This window comes from Labilibaculum euxinicum, from assembly GCF_009795715.1.
Classification (GTDB): domain Bacteria; phylum Bacteroidota; class Bacteroidia; order Bacteroidales; family Marinifilaceae; genus Labilibaculum; species Labilibaculum euxinus.
Window position 1 is genome coordinate 33,210 of sequence record NZ_WTCR01000019.1, and the last position, 21,838, is coordinate 55,047.

Consider the following 21,838-nt stretch of genomic DNA (forward strand, 5'->3'; position numbering starts at 1 on the left):
AATATTGTAATTTTAGCCTGTAAACAACTAGAAACCCAAAAATGACTGTTGCTGAGAGAGTAAACGCTTTGCGTTCTTTATTGCATGAAAAAAATATTCATGCCTATATTATTACCAGTACCGATCCTCATATGAGTGAATACGTTCCTGACAGATGGACAACTCGTCAATGGTTATCTGGATTTACCGGCTCGGCAGGAACACTTATCATCACCCAGGAAAAAGCTGGTCTGTGGACAGATTCCAGATATTTTCTACAAGCGGAGACCCAATTAGCAGGAAGTGGAATTGAGCTTTTTAAAATGGGAACGGCGGGAACTCCTACTCAAAACGAATGGTTATCCGGCGAACTACCTATTAATCCAAATGTTGGATTTGACGGAACTTGTTTTTCTGTAGCACAAACCAGAGAATTAAAAAACAAATTAGGTGATTTGGGCATTAATATCATTGAAGAATTCGATCTGGTTAATGAAATCTGGGAAAGTCGTCCCAAATTGCCAAACCAACCAATTTTCGATCATGAAGTTTCCTATTCCGGTCAAACCAGATATAGTAAATTGCTGCAAATCCGCAAAAAAATGAAAGAATGCGAATGCAATTTTCATTTTGTGGGCAGCTTGGATGACGTAGCCTGGATTTTCAATATCAGAGGAAATGATATAGATTACAATCCCCTTGTCTTGGCCTATGCCATAATAGGAATCGAATCGGCGACTCTTTATTTGGGCGAAGATCAAATTTCCAATGATTTGATTCAAAAATTAGCCGAAGATGAGATTTACATTGCAGATTACGGTCAGATATTTAACGATTTAGATAAAATCCCGGGATCTGCAAGTGTTCTGCTTGATGTAAACCGAACCAATTTAAATGCATTTTACTCAATAAGTGCTAATATCGTTGAAAGAGAAAACCCTTCTCAACTGCTGAAAAGTATAAAAAATGACATAGAAATAGACGGAATGAAAAATGCCATGAAGAAGGATGGCGTGGCTCTTACTCAATTCTACTATTGGCTCGAAGAAAATATTGGCAAAACTAAGATTACCGAATTTACGTTAATGGGTAAACTGAAAGAATTCAGATCTCTTCAGAAAAATTTTAAAGGAGAAAGCTTTGGAAGTATTGTTGGGTACAAAGATCATGGTGCTCATCCTCACTACTCTACCACACCCGAATCGGATGTGGAAATTAAAGCTGAAGGGCTGCTTCTTATTGATTCGGGCGCACAATATCTGGATGGTACTACAGACATAACCAGAACCATTCCGATGGGCGAACTAAACGAAGAGGAAAAAACTGATTTCACTTTGGTTTTGAAAGGAATGATTCAATTGGCAATGGCTAAATTCCCGAAAGGAACACTCGGTTGCAATTTGGATATTTTAGCTCGTCAGGCATTATGGAACAAAGGTAAAAATTACGGCCACGGAACCGGGCATGGTGTTGGATGTTTTATGAATGTTCACGAAGGTCCGCAAAGTATCCGACAGGAAATTAAAGATCAGGCCTTATTACCTGGAATGATAACTTCTGATGAACCAGGATTTTATCGCGAAGAATTCTACGGCATCAGACATGAAAATCTTATTCTATGCTGTCAGGAAGAAACAACTCAATTTGGTGAATTTCTAAACTTTGAAACGATCACTTTATGCCATTTCGAAACTAAAGGAATTATTTGCGAACTTCTCACTCCGGAAGAAAGACAATGGTTGAATAATTATCATCAGAAAGTTTACGATGTATTGTCTCCCGAACTGGATGAAAGTCATCAGAACTGGTTAAAAGAAAAAACCAAAGCGATATAAAATAAGGAACGCCTCAATTATGAGGCGTTTTTTTTACGAATATATAGTAACAACCAACTTTCTTCTGCCACCTCTATTTCTAAACTCGCAAAGATAAATCCCTTGCCAGGTTCCCATGTTTAACTGATGATTCGTAATTGGAATTGTAAGTTCCGGACCAATTAGCGAGGTTTTCACATGTGCAGGCATATCCTCTGAGCCTTCCAAAGTATGAGTATAGAAAGACTGGTTTTCGGGCACAATTTTGTTCATGATTGATTCAAAATCATCGCGGACCGAAGGATCGGCATTTTCATTTATACTTAAGGCCGCTGAAGTATGTTTCAGAAATAAATGAAGGATTCCTATTTTCGGCAAATTGCTTAAGTGCCCGGCAATCTCAGAATCGATAAGGTGATACCCCCTGCCATAAGCCGGTAAAGTAATTTCTAATTGTTGAATCATAGATCTGGTATTATACCAAATTAATATCAAAACCTTTAAACTATTCTTTTTTATAAAAATACTGTCGATATTAAATTGGCAACTGTAATTTAACACAAGATAGTGTATTCAGCACAATCCTCAAAAAAAGCAGATTCCTATAACCGGAGCTCTAAACGATCCAATTATAGGAACTGCCTAATAATTCTTGTACTAAACAACTAATGACGAATACGAACATTCACCTTAATAGGCTTCTGATCGAACACTTTTTTAACGCAGGCAATCATTTGTTTTTCAGATATATGATCTTCCGACTCAATTTTACGAATGCGGTCTTTAAGAATCGGCTCTTTGCTTATGTGTTTAGCAAGATGCACCTTCGTTTCGGCTGGACCAAACAAATAAATTTCTTCTGCGTCGGATAAATGATCGGTAATGTTTTCAAAATAATGTTTCAATTGATGACGTCTTTTATGTGTTATTTTGGTTGCAGGATTGATAAACTGATTGCCCATACGGGAATAAGCTTTTGTTTCTCCCTTGAAACGCAATCGTGATTCAATTTCTGATTCAATTTTATCAACTCTGGCTCCATTATCCTCAATGGTAATAATGTAGGCTTTTTCGGTATCTAACCAAACTCCAATGTTTTTTTTCATTTTCGTTTTCTTTTAATAAATAGAATTTAAACTAGTTTGAAACAGTTCGTAAAGGGCAGGAATAAGAGAAGTGTGATCTGAATTGATAGAACAAGGTTCTTACCATATTATAAAGATGAATTATCATATCACGTTTAGAATTATCAAGCGTATGTTCTTCTTATTTGATCTAATCTAAATTTACGAAATTTACAGCCTCTTGTCAAGATTAAAGATTGACCACCCCCACTATTCATACAATACTAAATCAATAACTTACAAGCATACTACTCATTAATAATCTCCTAAAAAATTACAATCAACAAATGAAAAATAAAGTTGAGACGAAACCAAACCTGCCAAAACAGGGAGGCCTGAAAACAAAAACGGGATTCATTTCTGAATCCCGTTGTATATTTAAATCTGCGTTAAGCTTTCTCTATTCAAAAAAACTACGCTCTTATCACTTATCAATAAAATGTCCTATTCTATTCTACAATTTGAAAATTATCCTGAACAAAACTAAAACAGATATCATCTACAGCATTGCAAACTGCATTATAGGCTTGTAATCTGACATTCTCCTCTCCTTCCACATTCGCCGGATCAGGCAGTTCAAACAACAAAATTTTAGGATTTCCATTGAGTACAGGAACTTTATTTTCAACTTCTTTATCGAAACACAACACAAAATCAAAAGTATTCTGATTAAGCTCATCAAGTGCTTTCGACTTATATTCAGGGATATCCATTATTGCTTCGGCCATTGCTTTTTGAGCCAATACCTGAATAGATCCTTTTTCAAGTCCTGCACTCCATACCTCTATATGTCTTTTACCATAATAGTTAAGCCACTTTTCAGCCATTTGCGAGCGGGCCACATTTTTATCGCTTAATACCAATACTTTCTTCACCATTCAATTTTTTAATATTTTCATGACAAATTTAAAAATTTGTGCACAAATAGAATAAGCTGCAAAACAGCAGGAGGTCTAATTCAATGTCATTTTCTTATTTCCGGCATATTCCTCTACTTCTTTAAAAACACGCATAAAATTTCCACCCCAAATTTTAGCAATTTCTTCTTCGGAATAGTTTCTCTTCAACAGTTCTTTCGTAATATTCATCATTTGACTCACATCGGAACAATCTTTTAGGCCTCCTCCACCATCAAAATCGGTACCTATTCCTACATAATCAATTCCAATTAAATTCACGATATGATCGATATGATCAACTGCATCAGCCACAGTTGGTTTATCCTTGGGATAATCAATTTGAATCTGACGCCATTCGTTCCAAATTTTATTTTCTTCCTCTATCGATATTTTTCCTGAATTTTTGTGCCGTACCCGCAGTTCCATCTCCTTTTTATAGCCGATAGTAGTAGTATCCGGAGCCTTAACGTAATCATCCAAAATGCACATTTGTATTACACCACCATTTTTAGCCAAAGCCTTAAGCATCTTATCCGATAAGTTTCTTGGATTATCGCATACTGCTCTTGCGCAGGAATGTGATGCGATAACCGGAGTTTTAGAAAGTTTTAAAACATCAAAAAATGAACTGTCCGAAATATGCGATACATCAATTATTATCCCCAAATCATTCATTTTGGGAACCACTTGCTCTCCAAAAGCACTCAATCCGTTAAATTCAACTCCATTTTTGTCGGTAGATGAATCGCAAATATCATTATTGGATGTGTGGCACAAAGTAATGTAGCGAACTCCTTTTTCGAAATACCTTTCTACTTCAGAAATTTCATTTCCCAAAGGAAAACCATTCTCCATTCCAATATAGATAGCTCTTTTTCCTTCCTTCTCTAATCGATAACCATCTTCAACACTCAATGCCACCTCAGCTATATCCTGATTTCTCTGACAAACAGAATAAACGGAATCTATCAATTCATCTGCTTTGGCACGAGCTGCAAGTATATTTTCCGGAGTTCTTTCTCTTTGCGAAGTAAACGCAGCAAAAAAGATTCCATCCAAACCTCCCTCTTTCATTCTCGGAAAATCAACACAACTTCCTCCATTTACATAAGGATGAGCAACCGCAATATCAAAATCTTTTTCCAACAACTGATATGGCGTATCCACATGAGTATCAACAGTAAATGCATGATTGTGAATCTTGGCGGCTTTTTGATCCAGACTTTCGCAGGATGACAAAACTGTTATTAGGGTAATAAACAGACCTGTCCAACAAATATTTTTCATATTTTATTCAATTTTGGGTTAGATAATCTGTAAAGATAAACTCATAATCTATAAAAAAGTAGAATATTGATTTTTTTATATTTTATGGAAACTATTCCTTTATTTAGAATTGCTTTGTATCTTGGTGTTTTAGTAATTCTCAATATTTTATCTGACATCAGAACTTAACAGGCTGTATACCATTATGGTTCAATCAACATATCGATTAATTCTTTTACTTTGCTTATTGCTTCCACTACAATTAGAAGCGCAACAGAATGCTATTATTAAAGGAAAAATTACTGACAACAAACAGAACAAGATTGCTGGCGCTCATATTCAAATTGAACCAATTTCACAATATACAATCAGCGATACAAATGGAAATTACTCCATTAAGGTCCCCTCAAATAGTACATTTACCTTAAAAATATCGCACATTAGTTATCAAAATATTGAAATGAATTTCCAGTTACTGAATGAGGAAATAAAATTGTTCAATCCTATATTAATAGTAAAACAGGAACAATTAAAAGAAGTTACTGTTGATTCAAAAAAAACCATAACAGATAAAAACATTAGTATCAGCACCAAGCAACTGGAACAACTTCCTGTAACAGGAAATGGTGCTGTAGAACAAATAATTAAAACCCTGCCGGGTGTAAGTTCAAATAATGAATTAAGCTCTCAGTATTCAGTTAGAGGAGGTAATTTCGATGAAAATCTTGTATACATTAACGATGTAGAAATTTACCGTCCTAATTTGGTTCGATCAGGTCAGCAGGAAGGATTGAGTGTTATTAATCCCGATTTAGTCTCATCCATTCAGTTTTCTTCCGGAGGATATGATGCAAAATACGGAGATAAGCTTTCTTCTGTTTTGGATGTAAAATACAAAACACCAAATAAATTTGAAGCTTCTGCTGAAGCTAGTTTGCTGGGGAGTTCTTTTCACTTTGCCAACAGCAGTAAAAACAACAAGCTAACCTATTTAGCTGGTATCCGATACAAAACAAATGCATATCTGCTAAATTCTTTGGACACAAAAGGGGAATACAAACCAAATTACACAGACGTTCAGGCACTGGTAAATTATCGTTTTTCCTCATCGTTCAGCATGCATTTGTGGGGAAGTTTAAGCCGAAACAATTACAATTTTAAGCCGGAAACCAGAAATACATCTTTTGGAACAATCAGTGAGGCACTGCAACTTAAAATCTATTTCGATGGCAAGGAAAAGGACAAATACGAAACTAATATTCAAGCACTCACATTAAAATTCCATCCGAACAGTAAGTCCTTGTACCGTGTTATAGCCAGCAGATACGAAACAACAGAAAAAGAAACTTTCGATATCATGGGACAATATTACCTCAGTGATTTATTTGTATCGCAAGGAGGAAGTTCATCGGAAAGCTTAGAGAATCTGGGTGTAGGAACTTTTATCGATCACGCAAGAAATAAACTGAGTAAAAAAGTGAGCACAATTGATATAAAAGGTGATCACAACAGAAACAATTTATTTATTCAATGGGGAATTGGTGGAAAACATGAAGAAGTTGATGATCAGATTAACGAATGGCAATATCAGGATTCAGCAGGTTATTCAATTCCCGTTTCAGATTCTGAAGTATCACTGGCATACATGAAAAATGCAGTTAATAAAATTAGCAGCAATCACATTACATCCTTCGCTCAGGGCACTTATGTATTTCAAAACAGCAAAGGCGAGTTTCAGATAACCGGAGGGCTGAGATATCATTTTTGGGATTACAATACTGAAAGCTTCTGCTCTCCTCGGGCATCTGTCAACTACATTCCCAACTGGCAAAAGAAAGTTAAATTTCGTTTTGCCACCGGTTACTACCAGCAAACGCCATCGTACCGCGAAATGCTGATTAACAATGGTCAGATTAGCACCAATGTGAATCTGCAAAAATCAATTCATTATGTTTTAGGTCAGGAATATTACTTTAAAGCATGGAACCGCCCGTTCAAATTCTCAAGCGAATTGTACTATAAAGATCTGAAATCATTAACTCCTTATGACATTGAAAATGTTCGGATTCGATACTATGGTGACAAAAAATCGAAAGGCTATGCCACTGGTTTGGATTTAAGAATTAATGGTGAATTTGTTCCGGGAACTGAATCATGGGCGAGTTTATCAATAATGAAAACGGAAGAAGATATCATAGGCGATGAACTTGGTTATTTACCCAGACCAACAGACGAACGGGTAAATTTCTCGATGTTTTTTCAAGATTATTTACCAAACAACCCATCCTATAAAATGCATTTAAGTCTATTCTACGGAGGAAAACTACCAGTTTGGACTCCTAAAAAAGGAAAGAATGGTGAGAGCTTTAGAATGCCTAATTACAGAAGGATTGATTTAGGTTTTTCTAAAATATTGCTCGATGAGAATACCAAATACAAAACTGGTTTATTAAGACATTTTAAATCGATGTGGATAAGTCTGGAAGTTTTCAATGTTTTGGATATAAATAATACAATATCCTATTTATGGATTAACGATGTATCGGGAAATCAATATGCGATTCCTAATTACCTTACATCAAGAAAAATTAACTTGAAGCTTACCGCTAAATTCTAGCCAATAGCTTATCATCAATCAGTAATTTAGTGTAACGATAAAAACAAAGCTTAAATATGTTTCATTTTTTACATCCCGAGGTTCTTTGGGCTCTATTAGCCCTTCTACTTCCTATTATTATACATCTTTTTAATTTCAAGAGATTTAAGAAAATATATTTCAGCAATTTAAAGTTTCTTAAAAACCTGAATATTGAAAATAAGCGCCGGTCGAAAGTGAAAAAATGGTTGCTTCTCCTGCTTAGACTTCTTGCCTTGGCCTGCATTATTATTGCCTTTTCACAACCTTATATTCCCAACGAAAACAATCAAAATAAGGGATTGCAGCAAAACGAATACTTTACGATTTATATCGACAATTCATTTAGTATGAATGCCGAAACAGAAAGTGGCAATGCTTTAGAAGCAGCAAAAAATAAAGCCATTGAATTAATTAACAGCTACCCCAACTATTCTAAAATTAGAATTTACAATAATAATTTTTTTCCCTTCACCTCAAATTTAAACAAACAACAGGCGATAGCCAGGGTTATGGACATAAACCCTTCGCCAATCCCCGTTTTACTTTCAGAACAAATTAAAAAGATACAAATTAATAATGCCGGTAATAATTACCATCTCTACGTGTTCTCCGATTTTCAAAAAGCGCAAAGCGATATTGAAAATATTAAAACTGACAGTACAAATTCAATCACCTTCCTACCTCTTTCGGTACAGCGATCAAACAATTTACTAATTGATTCCTGTTGGTTTGACAAGCCATATCATCAAATAAAACAAAGTCAGGAACTCTTTATCAGAGTTGTAAATACTTCGAATCAAAACTATCAGAAAATACCTGTTAAACTAAGTATCAACGACAGTACAAAATCCGTTTCCAGCTTTGATATTGATAGAAATTCAAAGAAAATTATCAGCCTGAAATACGTAAATCACAAATCAGGAATTTATCAGGGAATGGTTGAAATCAATGACTTTCCTATCACCTACGACAACAAATTCTATTTCTCATATTCAATTAATGATAAGATTCAAATCGTATCTATAAATCAGAATAGTCCCAACAAATATCTGAACAAATTATTTTCAGGCGCAGAAACATTTGAATTTAAAAACCATGACAAATCCAGTATTTTCAATGAAAATTTAGATAATTATCAACTGCTTATTTTGAATGAAATTCAAGAAATGGAAAGTGGTTTCAGTCAAACCATAAAAAATTACCTGTCTAACGGAGGGCATGTTCTGTTTATTCCAAGCAGTGAGCCTGATCAGTCAGTAAATGCATTGCTTGATGAAATTTCGGCTCCTCAATTAATAGAAATTGATTCAAACAAACAAAAGCTGTCAATTATTGAACTAAACTCTGAACTTTACCAAAATGTATTCAAGGAAATTAAGACTGATGCCAGACTACCGGATATTTACAAGCATTACAAATTAGGTCAGTCAAAAAATAATTTAGTAGAAAATATATGGAGAACTCAGGCCGGCGACAATCTATTACTAAAAATAAAATATGGAAACGGTTATTTCTATCAGCTTACCATGCAGTTAAACCCAGAATGGACCAATTTAATTACACATCCAATTTTCGTACCTACAATTATTAATTTAACCCGTTACAGTAGTAACAATCATTCTTTATACTACACTTTGGGCAACAAAACACCTATAAGAATCAATTCATTTGAGCATAACTTATCCAACGAATCGTTTCATATCATCAACAAAAAGAATCAGACAGATATCATCCCCGATCAAGAAAATAACTTTGATAAGGGAACGCTTCTCTACACTCGAGAACAAATTACTAAAGCCGAAAACTATTTGATATCCAGAAATGATTCAATAATCTATTCCTGCTCTTTTAATTACTCAAGAACAGAATCAGATCCTGAATATTTCACACCAGATGAACTAAAATCACAAATAAAGTCACAATTATTACCCATTTCGCTTAATTCTCCCGAAAAAATGAAACTATCTGACATTTATAACGAACAAAGTAATGGAAAGCAATATTGGAAACATTTTGTTCTGTTTTGTATTTTACTTATTGTTTCAGAAAGTTTGTTGCATCGAATAAACTTATCACAATAATCATAACCTTACAGTAAAATACATCGTAACAAACAAGTATAAAACACAATATCAACACACACATTGACATAATTACTAAATTAATTTAATCAGCATGAAACTTGATACTTCTACACAAATTAGGCAACTAGAAAAAATTCATAGGATTGCTGGTATTGGCTATTGGATCTACACTTATAACTCAAATGAAATGTGGTGGTCAAACATCACCTATTCTATTTTAGGCTACGATACCCCAAACTTTACACCTAACAGACAAAATTTAATTAAACACATCCATCCTGAAGATCTTGAGTTCTTTTTAGTCTCACTGCAACAAATGGCAAAGCAAACAATAGAGATTGAATTTCGATTTTTTAAAAATGGAGAACTAAGACTTGGTAAAATAACCGGAGAAGTATATAATGACAATCTGGAAGGCCTAATAGAAGAAGTTCTTTTCCAAGATATTACCGAAACTAAAATAAAAGAGTTTGAAATTGCAAAAGCCTGGAGCAAAGCTCTTGATGCCGAAAATCTAAAAAATTCTTTTTTGGAAAATATGAGCCATGAACTAAGAACTCCTTTAAACTCAATTATTGGTTTTTCAGAACTATTGGAAACAAGCAATGAAAAGGACAACGTTAGTAAATTTGCAACTGCAATAAAAACATCAGGCTTACAACTGTTGCGCATTATTGAAGACCTATTAAAAGTATCGATGCTTGAAAGTCGCGTATCAAGACCAATTAAGAGAAATTTTCATCTCAATCAAATGCTTTTGGACATAAAAGAGAACAGCCTAAACCTGCTGAAAGAAAACAACAAAGAACATATTGACCTAATTTTTAATTTTGATCTTGATTCCACAAACGATGTGATAAAGTCAGATCAGATTAAAATCAGAAGCATATTTAAAAACCTAATACACAACGCAATAAAGTTTACAGAAACAGGAAGCATTACATGTTCCTACAAAATAATAAAAGACACAATTCACTTTTCGGTTACCGATACCGGAGTTGGTATTCCTTCCAAATATGAAAATCGAGTATTTAAACGATTCAGACAAGTTGATGAATCAGGACAAAAATATTATGGCGGCACTGGTTTAGGCATGTATATTTCACGATTGGAACTGGAATTACTAGGTGGAAAGATTTGGTTTGTTTCTGAAAACAATTTAGGAACAACAATTAACTTTACAATTCCAAACATCTTAACTTCTGACAACCAGCACGAAGAAGATCACTCTCCAGAGTCTTACAACTGGGAAAACTACACCGTTATTATTGCCGAAGATCAAACCACCAATTTTAAAATCCTTGAAGCTTATCTTCAAAGAACAAACATTAATATTCTATGGGCAAAAAACGGACAGGAAGTAATTAATTCGTGCCTGCAAAATCCTGAGATAAACATTGTATTAATGGATATTAACCTGCCACAAATCAATGGATTAGAGGCCACTGCAATCATCAAAGAAAAAAGACCTAACCTAATTGTTATTGCACAAACAGCGTACGCACTTATTGGGGACAAAGAAAAATCAATTCAAGCAGGCTGTTCCGACCACTTATCAAAACCGATTAAAAAAGGAGATTTACTGGAATCAATGGCAAAATTCCTCCCATAAATCAAACAGACTGTTTTCATTGGGAGAACAGCTCTAACTCCTAATCATAAAATCAGACACATTTTAATAAATGACCTTATGATAAGAGTTTTCTTTCAAATTAATTTTATTGGAAAGATTAAAAAATATCTCAAAAGTATTGGTTTATAAAAAAATAATTGCAAATTTGGCATACTGGATTGCAAGAACTCAATCCAAACAAACAAATCTTTTAAACATTGTAATTATGACAAATGCAACAACATCCATGACTGCGAAAGATTACATGGAGAAGGAATCCAAATTTGGTGCTCACAACTATCATCCACTTCCAGTAGTTCTTGAACGTGGAGAAGGTGTATATGTTTGGGATACTGACGGGAAAAGATATTTTGATTTTTTGTCTGCATATTCTGCCGTTAATCAAGGTCACTGTCATCCAAAGATTGTGAACGCTTTAATTGAACAAGCTCAAAAACTGACTCTTACCTCTCGCGCTTTTTACAGCAACAACTTAGGTAAATACGAGGAATTTGTAACTAAATATTTTGGATACGACAAGGTATTGCCAATGAATACCGGTGCCGAAGCCGACGAAACTGCACTTAAATTAGTGCGTCGCTGGGGATATGATGTAAAAGGTATTCCTGACAACGAAGCAAAAATTATTGTATGCGACGGGAACTTCCACGGACGTACAATTACTATAATTTCTATGTCGACCGATCCGGATTCATACAAAGGTTTCGGGCCTTTCACTCCAGGTTTTGTTGTAATTCCTTACAACGACATTGAAGCTCTTGAAAAAGAATTGAAAGATCCAAATGTATGTGCATTCCTTGTTGAACCAATTCAAGGTGAAGCCGGAGTTTACGTTCCTGAGGATGGTTTCTTGAAAAAAGCATCAGATCTTTGTAAAGCAAATAATGTACTATTTGTTGCCGATGAAGTTCAAACCGGTATTGCCAGAACAGGTAAATTATTAGCGGTTGATCATGAAGGTGTTCGCCCTGATGTATTAATTCTTGGAAAAGCAATCTCAGGTGGTGTTGTGCCTGTATCTGCGGTATTGGCTGATGATGAAATCATGCTATGCATCAAACCAGGTGAGCACGGTTCTACATTTGGTGGTAACCCAATCGCCTGCGAAGTAGCAATGGCGGCATTAACCGTTGTTAAAGAAGAAAAATTAGCTGAAAATGCTGAAGCAATGGGTAAAATCTTCCGTGAAGAATTACAGGCGGTTAAATCAGACATGATTGAACTTGTTCGTGGTAAAGGATTACTTAACGCAGTTGTAATCAAACCTAAAGGTGGTAAAACAGCATGGGATGTTTGCATGCGTTTACGCGATAACGGAATGCTTGCAAAACCAACTCATGGTCATATTATCCGTTTTGCGCCTCCACTGACAATTAACGAAGAACAATTGAGAGAAGCTATTGATATCATTAAGAAAACAATGGCTGAATTCGAATAAAAAAATTCTCAATAAAATTTAAAAGGCTTTCCGATGGAAAGCCTTTTTTTATTATAAACTACCGTAAAAATATATATATCATTGCAAATCAAAAGTAATCGGAATTGTATACGATACATTAACTAATTCACCTTCTTGTCTTCCTGGTTTCCATTCTGGCATACAACGCACAACTCGAATTGCTTCAGCATCAAGAAGTGGATCTGCAGATCTAATAATCCTGACACCTACAGCCCTCCCGTCCTTGTTTATAACAAATGTTACAAAAACTCTACCAGTTATTCCTTTTTGCTGTGCTTCTATAGGGTATCTAACACTCATTGCAATATACCTTTGTAATTCCAAATTACCACCTGGAAATTCGGGCATGTCATCCACGATAACATAGACTTCACCTGTATTTACTGGTACTGGAATAGGATCTGGCAAGTGAGGAATGTACTGAATTTCTTTGGATTCCGATTTTTTTTCTTTCACATCCACCATTAAATGGGTTGTTTTGTGATTTAATACCTCAACAGAACATTTAAACTTTTTTTTCTTAAGTATAAAAGTTATATCATAAACACCCGTATTTATTTCTTCTAAAATAATAGAGTCCTGGATTTTATTTCCATCAATACCTAATTTAGGAATTTCTATAATCAACTCTGATGGAATCGTCTGGATAATTAAATTCCCTAAATTTATTTCCACAACTTCTTCAGCTTCTCCTGAATTTTCAGATTGTGCGCATAACTGAAATCCTGAAAAAATTAAAAACACGATTAAAATAATTTTGTTCATCTTCTCTTATTAGATTAGTAGGTTACAATTGAGTATGAAAATTTATGCTAAAAAAACTTTAATAACAAATATATAACAACATAATACTAATCAAAATAAAATTAAAATAACAAAAAGGAAATCAAACTATATAAGAAAACAGCAATTTCATTACAAATTTGATCAAAATGTAATAAAATTGCTGTTAGTAAATTAATTCAAAACTATTGTAATTTGTCTTAATTAGTTATTAAAGTTTCTTAGTGAATAATCAATTTTGTTCGAACCACTTTATCAGGATACTGGATTGTTAAGAAATAGATACCTCCCGTCAGATTTTTCAGATCGAAAGCCATTCTATTTGCACGAAGGCCATTCTCAATATTGCGGGCAGCAACCAATTTCCCCGCCTGATCGAATATTCTCAAAATTCCATCCTGATCAGAATTTGAAATCTCGATGAAAAATTCTCCCCGACTTGGATTTGGATAAACCACTACCCCGGTTTCTGCTATTAAATCCTCAATACCAGTTGTAATGAATACCTGCTGAGATTTTTTACTATCAGGACATGCATCGTTCGAAGCCGTTAAGCTAACCACATACCCCGATCCATTTGCATTATCCAAAACAAACGAATGGCTTGGCTCAAACTCACTGCTAATGATTCCGTCACCAAAATCCCAAACTATATCTGTTGCATTAACACTTAAGTTTGTAAAATCAACCCGATTGTAATCAATATTGAATGCAAAATCAGCTAAAGGCGGCTCAATTGGACTCACACTTACAGAATTAGAGTATTGAGTTGTAAAACCATCTTTCGAAACCATTGCTCTGTATCTGGCATTTTTAACCACTTCATCAGATATAAAAATCTCAGAAGTTTCGCCGGCAACATCTTCGTAAATATCATTCAACTCATCGTACTTTTGCCACTGAATAAGGCCATCAAAACCAACAAGGGTAATACTTGAACTGGCACCATAACAAACCAATTCAGGATTTGCCCTGGCTTCGCCTGCCCTATTGACCTGCGGTTCTGGAATTGTAAACGACTGAGATAATTTAGGAATTATTCCTGTTCCTTCAAACTCCAAACGTGCTCCTTCCACCTCCCTTTCACTTGTTGCAGTTAGATCTGTATACTTAACCATACCATCAACAGCAATCTGAGTAAAAGTTCCTGCAAGTGACCAATCTCCATCGTCACCTTTTTTAACAGCTACAGGTGTTTCATTATCGGTAACACAATTATTTCGAAACTGATCCTGCAACTTAAGTTGTGGTTGTCTGAGCAATACCTCTCCATTTTTGAGGGGAGCAGATGGCTCTTTAACAATTACCAGATATTTCGACTTTCCGTGATGTATTGTCTGTTCAAACCGGACAGTATCATAGTTCCCGGAATAAATATACATCGAATCAACTCCTGATTTTTGAAGGATAGAAGTCACGGTTGGATCAAACGTAATTTTCCCCGGCTCAGAGATATCGTAATTTCCCTCCAAACTTCTTATTCCATATCGGATATCAAAAATCAGTGACCGCCATGTTTTGTTATCAGTAAATTCTACATAGAAACTTTCATCAACATTAGCATCAACAGCTCCCACAATAACCGGCGGTGGTGGAATTACAATATCGAAACTATCAGAAACAACATTCGGTAATGCATCGGAAGTAAACAGCAAACGCGCTCCTTCTACCCGATTTTCACTGGTTGCAGTCAAATTCAGATAAGTTACCAAACCTCCAACAGCAGTTATGGTTTTGGTTCCTCCTAAATCCCACAAATCAACCACATCGGCTTCCGAACCATCGGAATATTTAGAAGCTAAAATTTGAGTTACATTGTCTTTTTCACAATTGTTTTTATACCGATCCTTCAATTGAAGTTTGGGTTGCTGTGCGAGAGTATCTCCGTTATTTTCAGGACCAATAGGCTGGTCGATCATCACCATTTCTGTCGCTATTCCATGTCCAATTTCTTGCTCAACCAATGCATTTGCATATCCATTGGCAACAATTATGATTGTATCAGTTCTTGCAATTTGTAATATCGAATCCCTATCAGGATAGAAAGTAATACCTCCGGCTTCGATCAAGTAAGAAGTATCGACTAAAGTTTCGCCGGCAAATGATATGGCTGATATTGAATCCCTCCAGCTGGCATTGTCACTAGCCTGTATTGTGAATTCATTATCCACTGTCACATTTAATGCTGCAGTCAGCTCAATAACCGGAACAGGAATCTTAAACAAAGCAGAAATTACTGTGTCTTTATTGAATGAAAACTGAAGGTAAGCTGAGTCGATTGCAATTTCGCTTGTTGCAGTTAAATCAGTAAAACTAACTACACCACTTACCGATTGAGCTTGAAGAGTTCCTGATAAAGTCCAGGCTTTCTGATCATATTTAACCACATTTACCTGCGTAAGATTATCTCCGGTACAGTCATTTAGATATTGATCACTTAATTTTAAAACAGGTTGCCGAGATAATAATTCACCATTATTTGCAGGATCTGACGGCTGAGTTGTGATCAGTAAACTATCTGCTATACCGTGATTGATCTCCTGCTGAACTGTATCGTGAGCATACCCCCGGGACTGCACAATAATCTGAAATGATCCGCTTTTTTGCAGAAACTCCGATTCAGAAGGAATCAACTCCAACTCTCCGGCCTGACCCGCATTATAACTCGCAGCACTCAATACACTGTCGTTAACAGTCACCACATTAATACGGCTTCTCCAAACGGAATCCTCAGTAAAAGTAATTTTAAACGGATTATCAACAGTTGCACCAATTGCAACGCTTAGAACCGGAGAACTGCTAACATCCGGAATATCAAAAGGTGCAGAGACAACTGCAGTTAAATCCGCAGCAATAAATTTCAATTCAGCACCACTTACCGGAGCCGTGCTGTATGCCGACAAATCCGTAAATGTAACAATTCCATTTGTTGCTGTTTGCTCAACAGTTCCAGCTAAAGTCCATTCTCCGCTATCATTTTTTTCAACAGCAATACTCTTTTGAATTTCGGAAATGCATACATTTGCATATTGATCCAAAAATTGCAAAACAGGCTGCTGATCAAGAACATCACCATTGGTTAATGGAGCTAAGGGTTGCTGGGTTATCTCCATACCTGCAATTGCTCCGTGTCCAACCTCTTGTTCCACAATTACATTAGTATAACCCAAAGAATGGATTACAATAGTGAATGTTCCTGCCTTCTGCAGCAATACTTCCTGTGAAATATGAAAAGTAATTGATTCCGCAGCTATCGTATAAGCAGAAGAAGGTAAGGTATCTCCCTCGTAGGTGATGGTCGTAATGCTGTTTTTCCAGGCATCGTCAATGGCAAAAAAGTTTAATACAAAATCGGCATCAACAGTTACAAGAAATGCAGGATTAATAGTAGGCGGATTTAACAGCTCTACAATATCGAAAGGATCTGAGTTCACTGAAGCCACTCCTGCACCGGAAAATTTCAAAAAAGCTCCGGCAATGGCTGTCTCACTTGAAGCACTTAAATCGCTATAAGTGAACACACCAGACGAAACAGTTTGAGTTAAAGTTCCTCCTAATGTCCACGCCTGTGCATCTCCATTTTCGACAGAAATCTCAAATGTACTGTTGCTTGAACAACTATTGTTGTACTGATCCCGAAGTGAAACCCTTGGCTGTGTATCTAAATTACCACCATTCACTAACGGTGCCGTTGGCTGCCTGTCAATAAAAATAGTATCCGGAATACCATGTTTAATTTCCTGATTGACTGCTGCATTTTGATATCCTCTTGAATAAACTAAAACTTCTTTCGTTCCAGTTACTTGTAATTCAGTACTTTTTGAAGGATCAAAAACAATTTTTCCTGCTTGACTTTTGTCATAAACATCAGTTGCCAGCAAGTTTCCTCCATAAGAAATTGAATCAATTTCTCCCTGCCAAGCGGCATTTTCCGAGAAAGTAACATCAAACAATGAATCAACCGTTGCAGTTGTTGAGGCAATAAGAGGTGGAGCAATAAGAGGTGCTGGAATAATAAATGTCGCCGACTCCTGGCTTGTTAGTCCTGTGCCAGAAAAAGTGATTGTTGCATCAAATACCAGATCCGTACTTCTGGCGGTCAAATCGGTAAAATCAACAATCCCATTAGTTACCATTAACGAAGTAGTTCCCTCTACTACCCAGCTTCCTCCTGTTGCATTTGCATTAATTATTTGTACACTGTTCGTAGTACAATCGTTTAAATATTGATCTTGTATTTTAACAGCTGGTTGGGTTTGTAGCAAACCCGCATTGCTTGCAGGCTGTTGTGGTTGAGTTGTTATTGCAATAGATGTTGCTGCACCATGACCAATTGCCTGCAGAACAGAATCTTTCAAAAATGAGGTAGAAGTAATAAAAATATATTCGCTGGCTACCGTTTGTAGAATTGGCGATTCTGCAGGTTTAAAAGTTATTACGCCTGCTGTTGAAGTATCGTATGCTCCGACAGGCAATACTTGAGTTCCGTATCTAATTTCAGTAATCTGACTTCTCCAGACCGCATTATCAGTAAAAGTAATGTCGAAATCTGAATCAACGGTAACAGCATCTGCAGCAGTTAATACCGGCGAAGCACTTAAATCAGGAATGTTAAATGTGTTTGAATTTACCGTTGCTAATCCGGTTGTAGAAAAAGCAATAAAGGCTCCTGTAACAGCTGCATTGCTTGATGCTGTCAGATCAGTAAAACTAACTGAACCATTGGTTACTTTTTTCACCAACGTTCCTCCTAAAGTCCAAACATTTGCATCCCCTTTTGCTGCAGTTATTTCAATTGTATTTTCACCCGTACAATCATTCGCATACTGATCCCGAAGTGTTAACACTGGTTGATTAGCTAGCAATGCTCCATTCTCAACAGGAGCTGTCGGCTGCAAAACAATTACCATATCAGTAGCCACACCATGCTTTATTTGTTGTGATACACTCGCATTATCATATCCTCTGGCATAAACTATCATATCAGCTGTTCCCGAAATCTGTAAATCAGAATCTAATGCCGGATCAAAAATAATCTTCCCGGATTGAGTCTTATCATAAGCACTTGCTGCTATTAAATTCCCGTTGTACTTAATCGAATCAATGGCAAGCTGCCAAGTTGCATTTGCACCAAAACTTATTTCAAAACCTGCATCTACTGTTGCTGTTGAAGAAGCAAGTAGTGTTGGTGATGAATCCAAAGAGGGTATTGTAAACGCAGCAGATACAACATCGGTTAAAACTCCTGATGAAAAAGTAATGCTGGCTGTAGTCAGTTCAACACTACTACTTGCCGTTAAATCTGTATAAGTAAATACTCCTGAACCCGCAGTTAATCCCCTTGTTCCTCCCAACGTCCAGGTTCCACCGCTGGTTGTTTCCGAAATAGTACTTGTATTATCTGTAGTACAAATATTTGCGTATTGATCTCGTAATTGAACTACTGGCTGGGTAGCAAGCTGACCTCCATTGCCTGAAGGACCAACTGGCTGTGTAAACATGAACAGCTCATCAGCAACCCCATGCTCAAGCACCTGACTTAAAGTATCATTAGCAAAGCCACTGGAAATAACAATGATTTCTTTTGTGCCTGCAGTTTGTAATATATTTGATTCAACAGGCTTAAAAATAATTCGAGTTGCATTGGTGGCATCATAGGCTGATGCCGGAATAGAATTGCCATCAAATGTAATATCAGTTATACTTCCCCTCCATGTTGCATTATCTGTAAAAGTGATCTGAAATTCTCCATCAACCGTAGCATTATTTGCGGGAGAAAGAGCAGGTGAAGCATTTACAGGAATATCGAAAGTTGCAGAATTAACATCCGCAAAACCAGCAGATGAAAAAGTTAAATAAGCTCCAATAACCGGTGCATCGCTTGTAGCCGACAAATCAGTATATGTAAATGATCCTCCCACTAAAGTCTGATTGGGTGAGCCACCCAACGACCAGTTTCCAGTATCACCCTTCACTACAGATATTGCCGTTGCATTATCTGAAGTGCATGAATTAAGATATTGATCCTGACTAATAACAACTGGTTGCTGCACCAATAAACCACCATTGCTTGTTGGTGCTGTTGGTTCAACACTTACTTTAATTGAGGTAGGTACACCATGACCGATCGTTTGTGATAAAGCTGCATTTGAGAATCCTGCAGCAATAAAAACGAAATCTTGTGTTCCTGCAGTTTGCAATGCTGTTGATAAGGATGGATCAAATATTATTTGTCCACTTGTTAGTTTATTGTAAGCAGAAGCATCAATCTCTGTACCACCATAACTAATACTACTGATTTTACTTTGCCAACTGTTTTCATCAGCAAAAGTTACCGTAAATGCACCATCAACGGTCACACCTGAAGCTGCTGTTAATACAGGAGGTGAATTTAATCCCAGATCGAATGTTGCCGAGGCTACTCCTGTTAATCCAGATGCTGTAAAAGAAATATAAGCTCCTGTAACTGCAGCATCGCTGCTAGCAGATAAATCAGTGTAGTTTAATACTCCAGACGCAACAGTGCCCATTGGAGTTCCACCCAAAGTCCAGTTAACAGGATCATTTTCACCGGCAGTAATGGAAACAGTACTATTCGAAGTACAAATGTTACTATATTGATCCTGAATAGCAACAACAGGCTGCATGGTAAATAGACTTCCATTCACACCGGACGGTACAGGTTCTGTTTGTACAACTATTTTAGTTGCTGCACCATGTCCTATATTTTGGGTTGTACTCGCAGGACTGTAGCTATCAACAAAAATTTCCAAGCTGGCAGATACAGCAGTTTGCAGTGAAGGATCTACCGAAGGTGTAAAAACAATTTTATTTGTTGTTGAATTTATAGAATATGCACTTGCAGATATAGTTGTTCCATTAAATCGAATCGAATCAATACTTGATTCCCAGCTAGAGTCATCTGAATATGAAATTTCAAAAACATCATCAACAGTTGCTCCTGTAGCAGCAGTAAGTGTTGGTGGAGTATTGACTGGAATATCAAAAGGAGCAGAATTGAGCGTTGGCAAGCTGCCTGATGAAAAAACTAAATATGCCCCACTAACAACCAAATTACTACTTCCCGTAAGTCCGGAAAACGAAACAGTTCCTCCTACCGCAGAAACAGTAGTGCCTGTCCCCCCCAAAGTCCAATCTCCGGAAGCATCAGCGGCTGCAATTACCTGTGTTGCACCATCACCCGTACAGTCATTACCATACTGATCCTGCAATTTAACTACAGGCTGTGTTCCCAATAAACCTCCATTGGAAGCCGGAGATGTTGGTTGAGTAACCATTACAATATTAGCTGCAGCACCATGCTTCATCTCCAAAGATTCAACGGCATCAGCATATCCACTTGACACAATGGTCAGATTCTTTGTTCCGGGAACCTGCAAAAATCCTGACTGAGACGGCTTAATGGTGATTGCATCCGCACTTGTCTTATCATAAGCTCCAACAGGAAGAACATCGGTGCCATATCGAATTTCACTGATGCCGGTTCTCCATGTTGCATCATCTGTAAAAGTAATATCAAAATCAGAATCAACAGCAGCATCTGTTGGCACTGAAAGTGTTGGATGAGCATTGACTGGAATATCAAATGGATCGGAGATCAGGGAAAATCCATCCAAAGAAAAAGTGATTGCAGCTCCGGTAACAGCAACAACGCTGCTCCCTGTTAAACCAGAAAAAGTCACGACTCCCGATGATGCTGTTTGAGGCGTTGTTCCGCCCAAAACCCAACTCGCCCCACTGGCAACAACTCCCACAGAACTTGTTCCATCGCTTGTGCAAGTATTGCTATACTGATCCTGCAGGCTCACTGCAGGCTGTGTTCCCAAAACTCCGCCATTGGAAGCCGGAGCAGTCGGCTGAGTAGTTATAACAAACTTTGTTGCAGCACCATGCTTCATCTCCAAAGATTCAACAGCATCCGAATATCCACTGGACACAATGGTCAGATTCTTTGTTCCGGGAGTTTGCAAAAATCCTGACTGAGACGGCTTAATGGTGATTGCATCCGCACTTGTCTTATCATAAGCTCCAACAGGAAGAACATCGGTGCCATATCGAATTTCACTGATGCCGGTTCTCCATGTTGCATCATCTGTAAAAGTAATATCAAAATCAGAATCAACAGCAGCATCTGTTGG

The 21,838-nt window shown here is 36.7% G+C and carries 11 protein-coding genes; 5 read left to right on the forward strand and 6 right to left on the reverse strand.

What is annotated here, in order from left to right; genetic code table 11:
- Window positions 1-41 precede the first annotated feature (41 nt).
- On the forward strand, window positions 42-1,814 hold the full coding sequence (locus GQR60_RS18935) for an aminopeptidase P family protein (RefSeq protein WP_124994444.1): 1,773 nt from the start codon (window positions 42-44) through the stop codon (window positions 1,812-1,814).
- A gap of 33 nt (window positions 1,815-1,847) precedes the next feature.
- Here the strand turns inward: GQR60_RS18935 and GQR60_RS18940 are convergent, their stop codons facing one another.
- The 4 genes from GQR60_RS18940 to GQR60_RS18955 form a co-directional block, all read right to left on the reverse strand.
- Window positions 1,848-2,258, reverse strand: coding sequence for a secondary thiamine-phosphate synthase enzyme YjbQ (locus GQR60_RS18940; protein ID WP_124994445.1), 411 nt, complete (start codon window positions 2,256-2,258; stop codon window positions 1,848-1,850).
- A 200-nt stretch (window positions 2,259-2,458) separates the two neighbouring features.
- Window positions 2,459-2,899 (reverse strand): hypothetical protein, encoded by a 441-nt coding sequence (locus GQR60_RS18945; RefSeq protein ID WP_124994446.1) that lies wholly within the window; start codon window positions 2,897-2,899, stop codon window positions 2,459-2,461.
- 467 nt (window positions 2,900-3,366) lie between these two features.
- Window positions 3,367-3,795, reverse strand: coding sequence for an arsenate reductase/protein-tyrosine-phosphatase family protein (locus GQR60_RS18950; protein ID WP_124994447.1), 429 nt, complete (start codon window positions 3,793-3,795; stop codon window positions 3,367-3,369).
- Between the two features lie 75 nt (window positions 3,796-3,870).
- Entirely contained in the window at window positions 3,871-5,103 is a 1,233-nt protein-coding gene (locus tag GQR60_RS18955; RefSeq protein ID WP_124994448.1) for a dipeptidase, read from the reverse strand.
- A gap of 184 nt (window positions 5,104-5,287) precedes the next feature.
- Between GQR60_RS18955 and GQR60_RS18960 the strand changes: the two genes are divergently transcribed.
- The 4 genes from GQR60_RS18960 (at window position 5,288) to rocD (ending at window position 12,875) form a co-directional block, all read left to right on the forward strand.
- On the forward strand, window positions 5,288-7,699 hold the full coding sequence (locus tag GQR60_RS18960) for a TonB-dependent receptor (RefSeq protein ID WP_124994449.1): 2,412 nt from the start codon (window positions 5,288-5,290) through the stop codon (window positions 7,697-7,699).
- A 56-nt stretch (window positions 7,700-7,755) separates the two neighbouring features.
- A complete protein-coding gene (locus GQR60_RS18965) occupies window positions 7,756-9,801 on the forward strand; it encodes a vWA domain-containing protein (protein WP_124994450.1) in 2,046 nt (681 codons plus the stop codon).
- Between the two features lie 94 nt (window positions 9,802-9,895).
- Window positions 9,896-11,416, forward strand: coding sequence for a PAS domain-containing hybrid sensor histidine kinase/response regulator (locus tag GQR60_RS18970; RefSeq protein ID WP_124994451.1), 1,521 nt, complete (start codon window positions 9,896-9,898; stop codon window positions 11,414-11,416).
- 109 nt (window positions 11,417-11,525) lie between these two features.
- On the forward strand, window positions 11,526-12,875 hold the full coding sequence (rocD, locus tag GQR60_RS18975) for an ornithine--oxo-acid transaminase (RefSeq protein ID WP_306599147.1): 1,350 nt from the start codon (window positions 11,526-11,528) through the stop codon (window positions 12,873-12,875).
- A 78-nt stretch (window positions 12,876-12,953) separates the two neighbouring features.
- On the opposite strand, the gene GQR60_RS18980 is transcribed toward rocD, so the two are convergent.
- Together GQR60_RS18980 and GQR60_RS18985 are read right to left on the reverse strand one after the other, a co-directional pair.
- On the reverse strand, window positions 12,954-13,661 hold the full coding sequence (locus GQR60_RS18980; RefSeq protein ID WP_124994452.1) for an energy transducer TonB: 708 nt from the start codon (window positions 13,659-13,661) through the stop codon (window positions 12,954-12,956).
- A gap of 239 nt (window positions 13,662-13,900) precedes the next feature.
- A partial coding sequence (locus GQR60_RS18985; RefSeq protein ID WP_124994453.1) for a hemoblobin-interacting domain-containing protein occupies window positions 13,901-21,838 on the reverse strand: 7,938 nt, incomplete at its 5' end.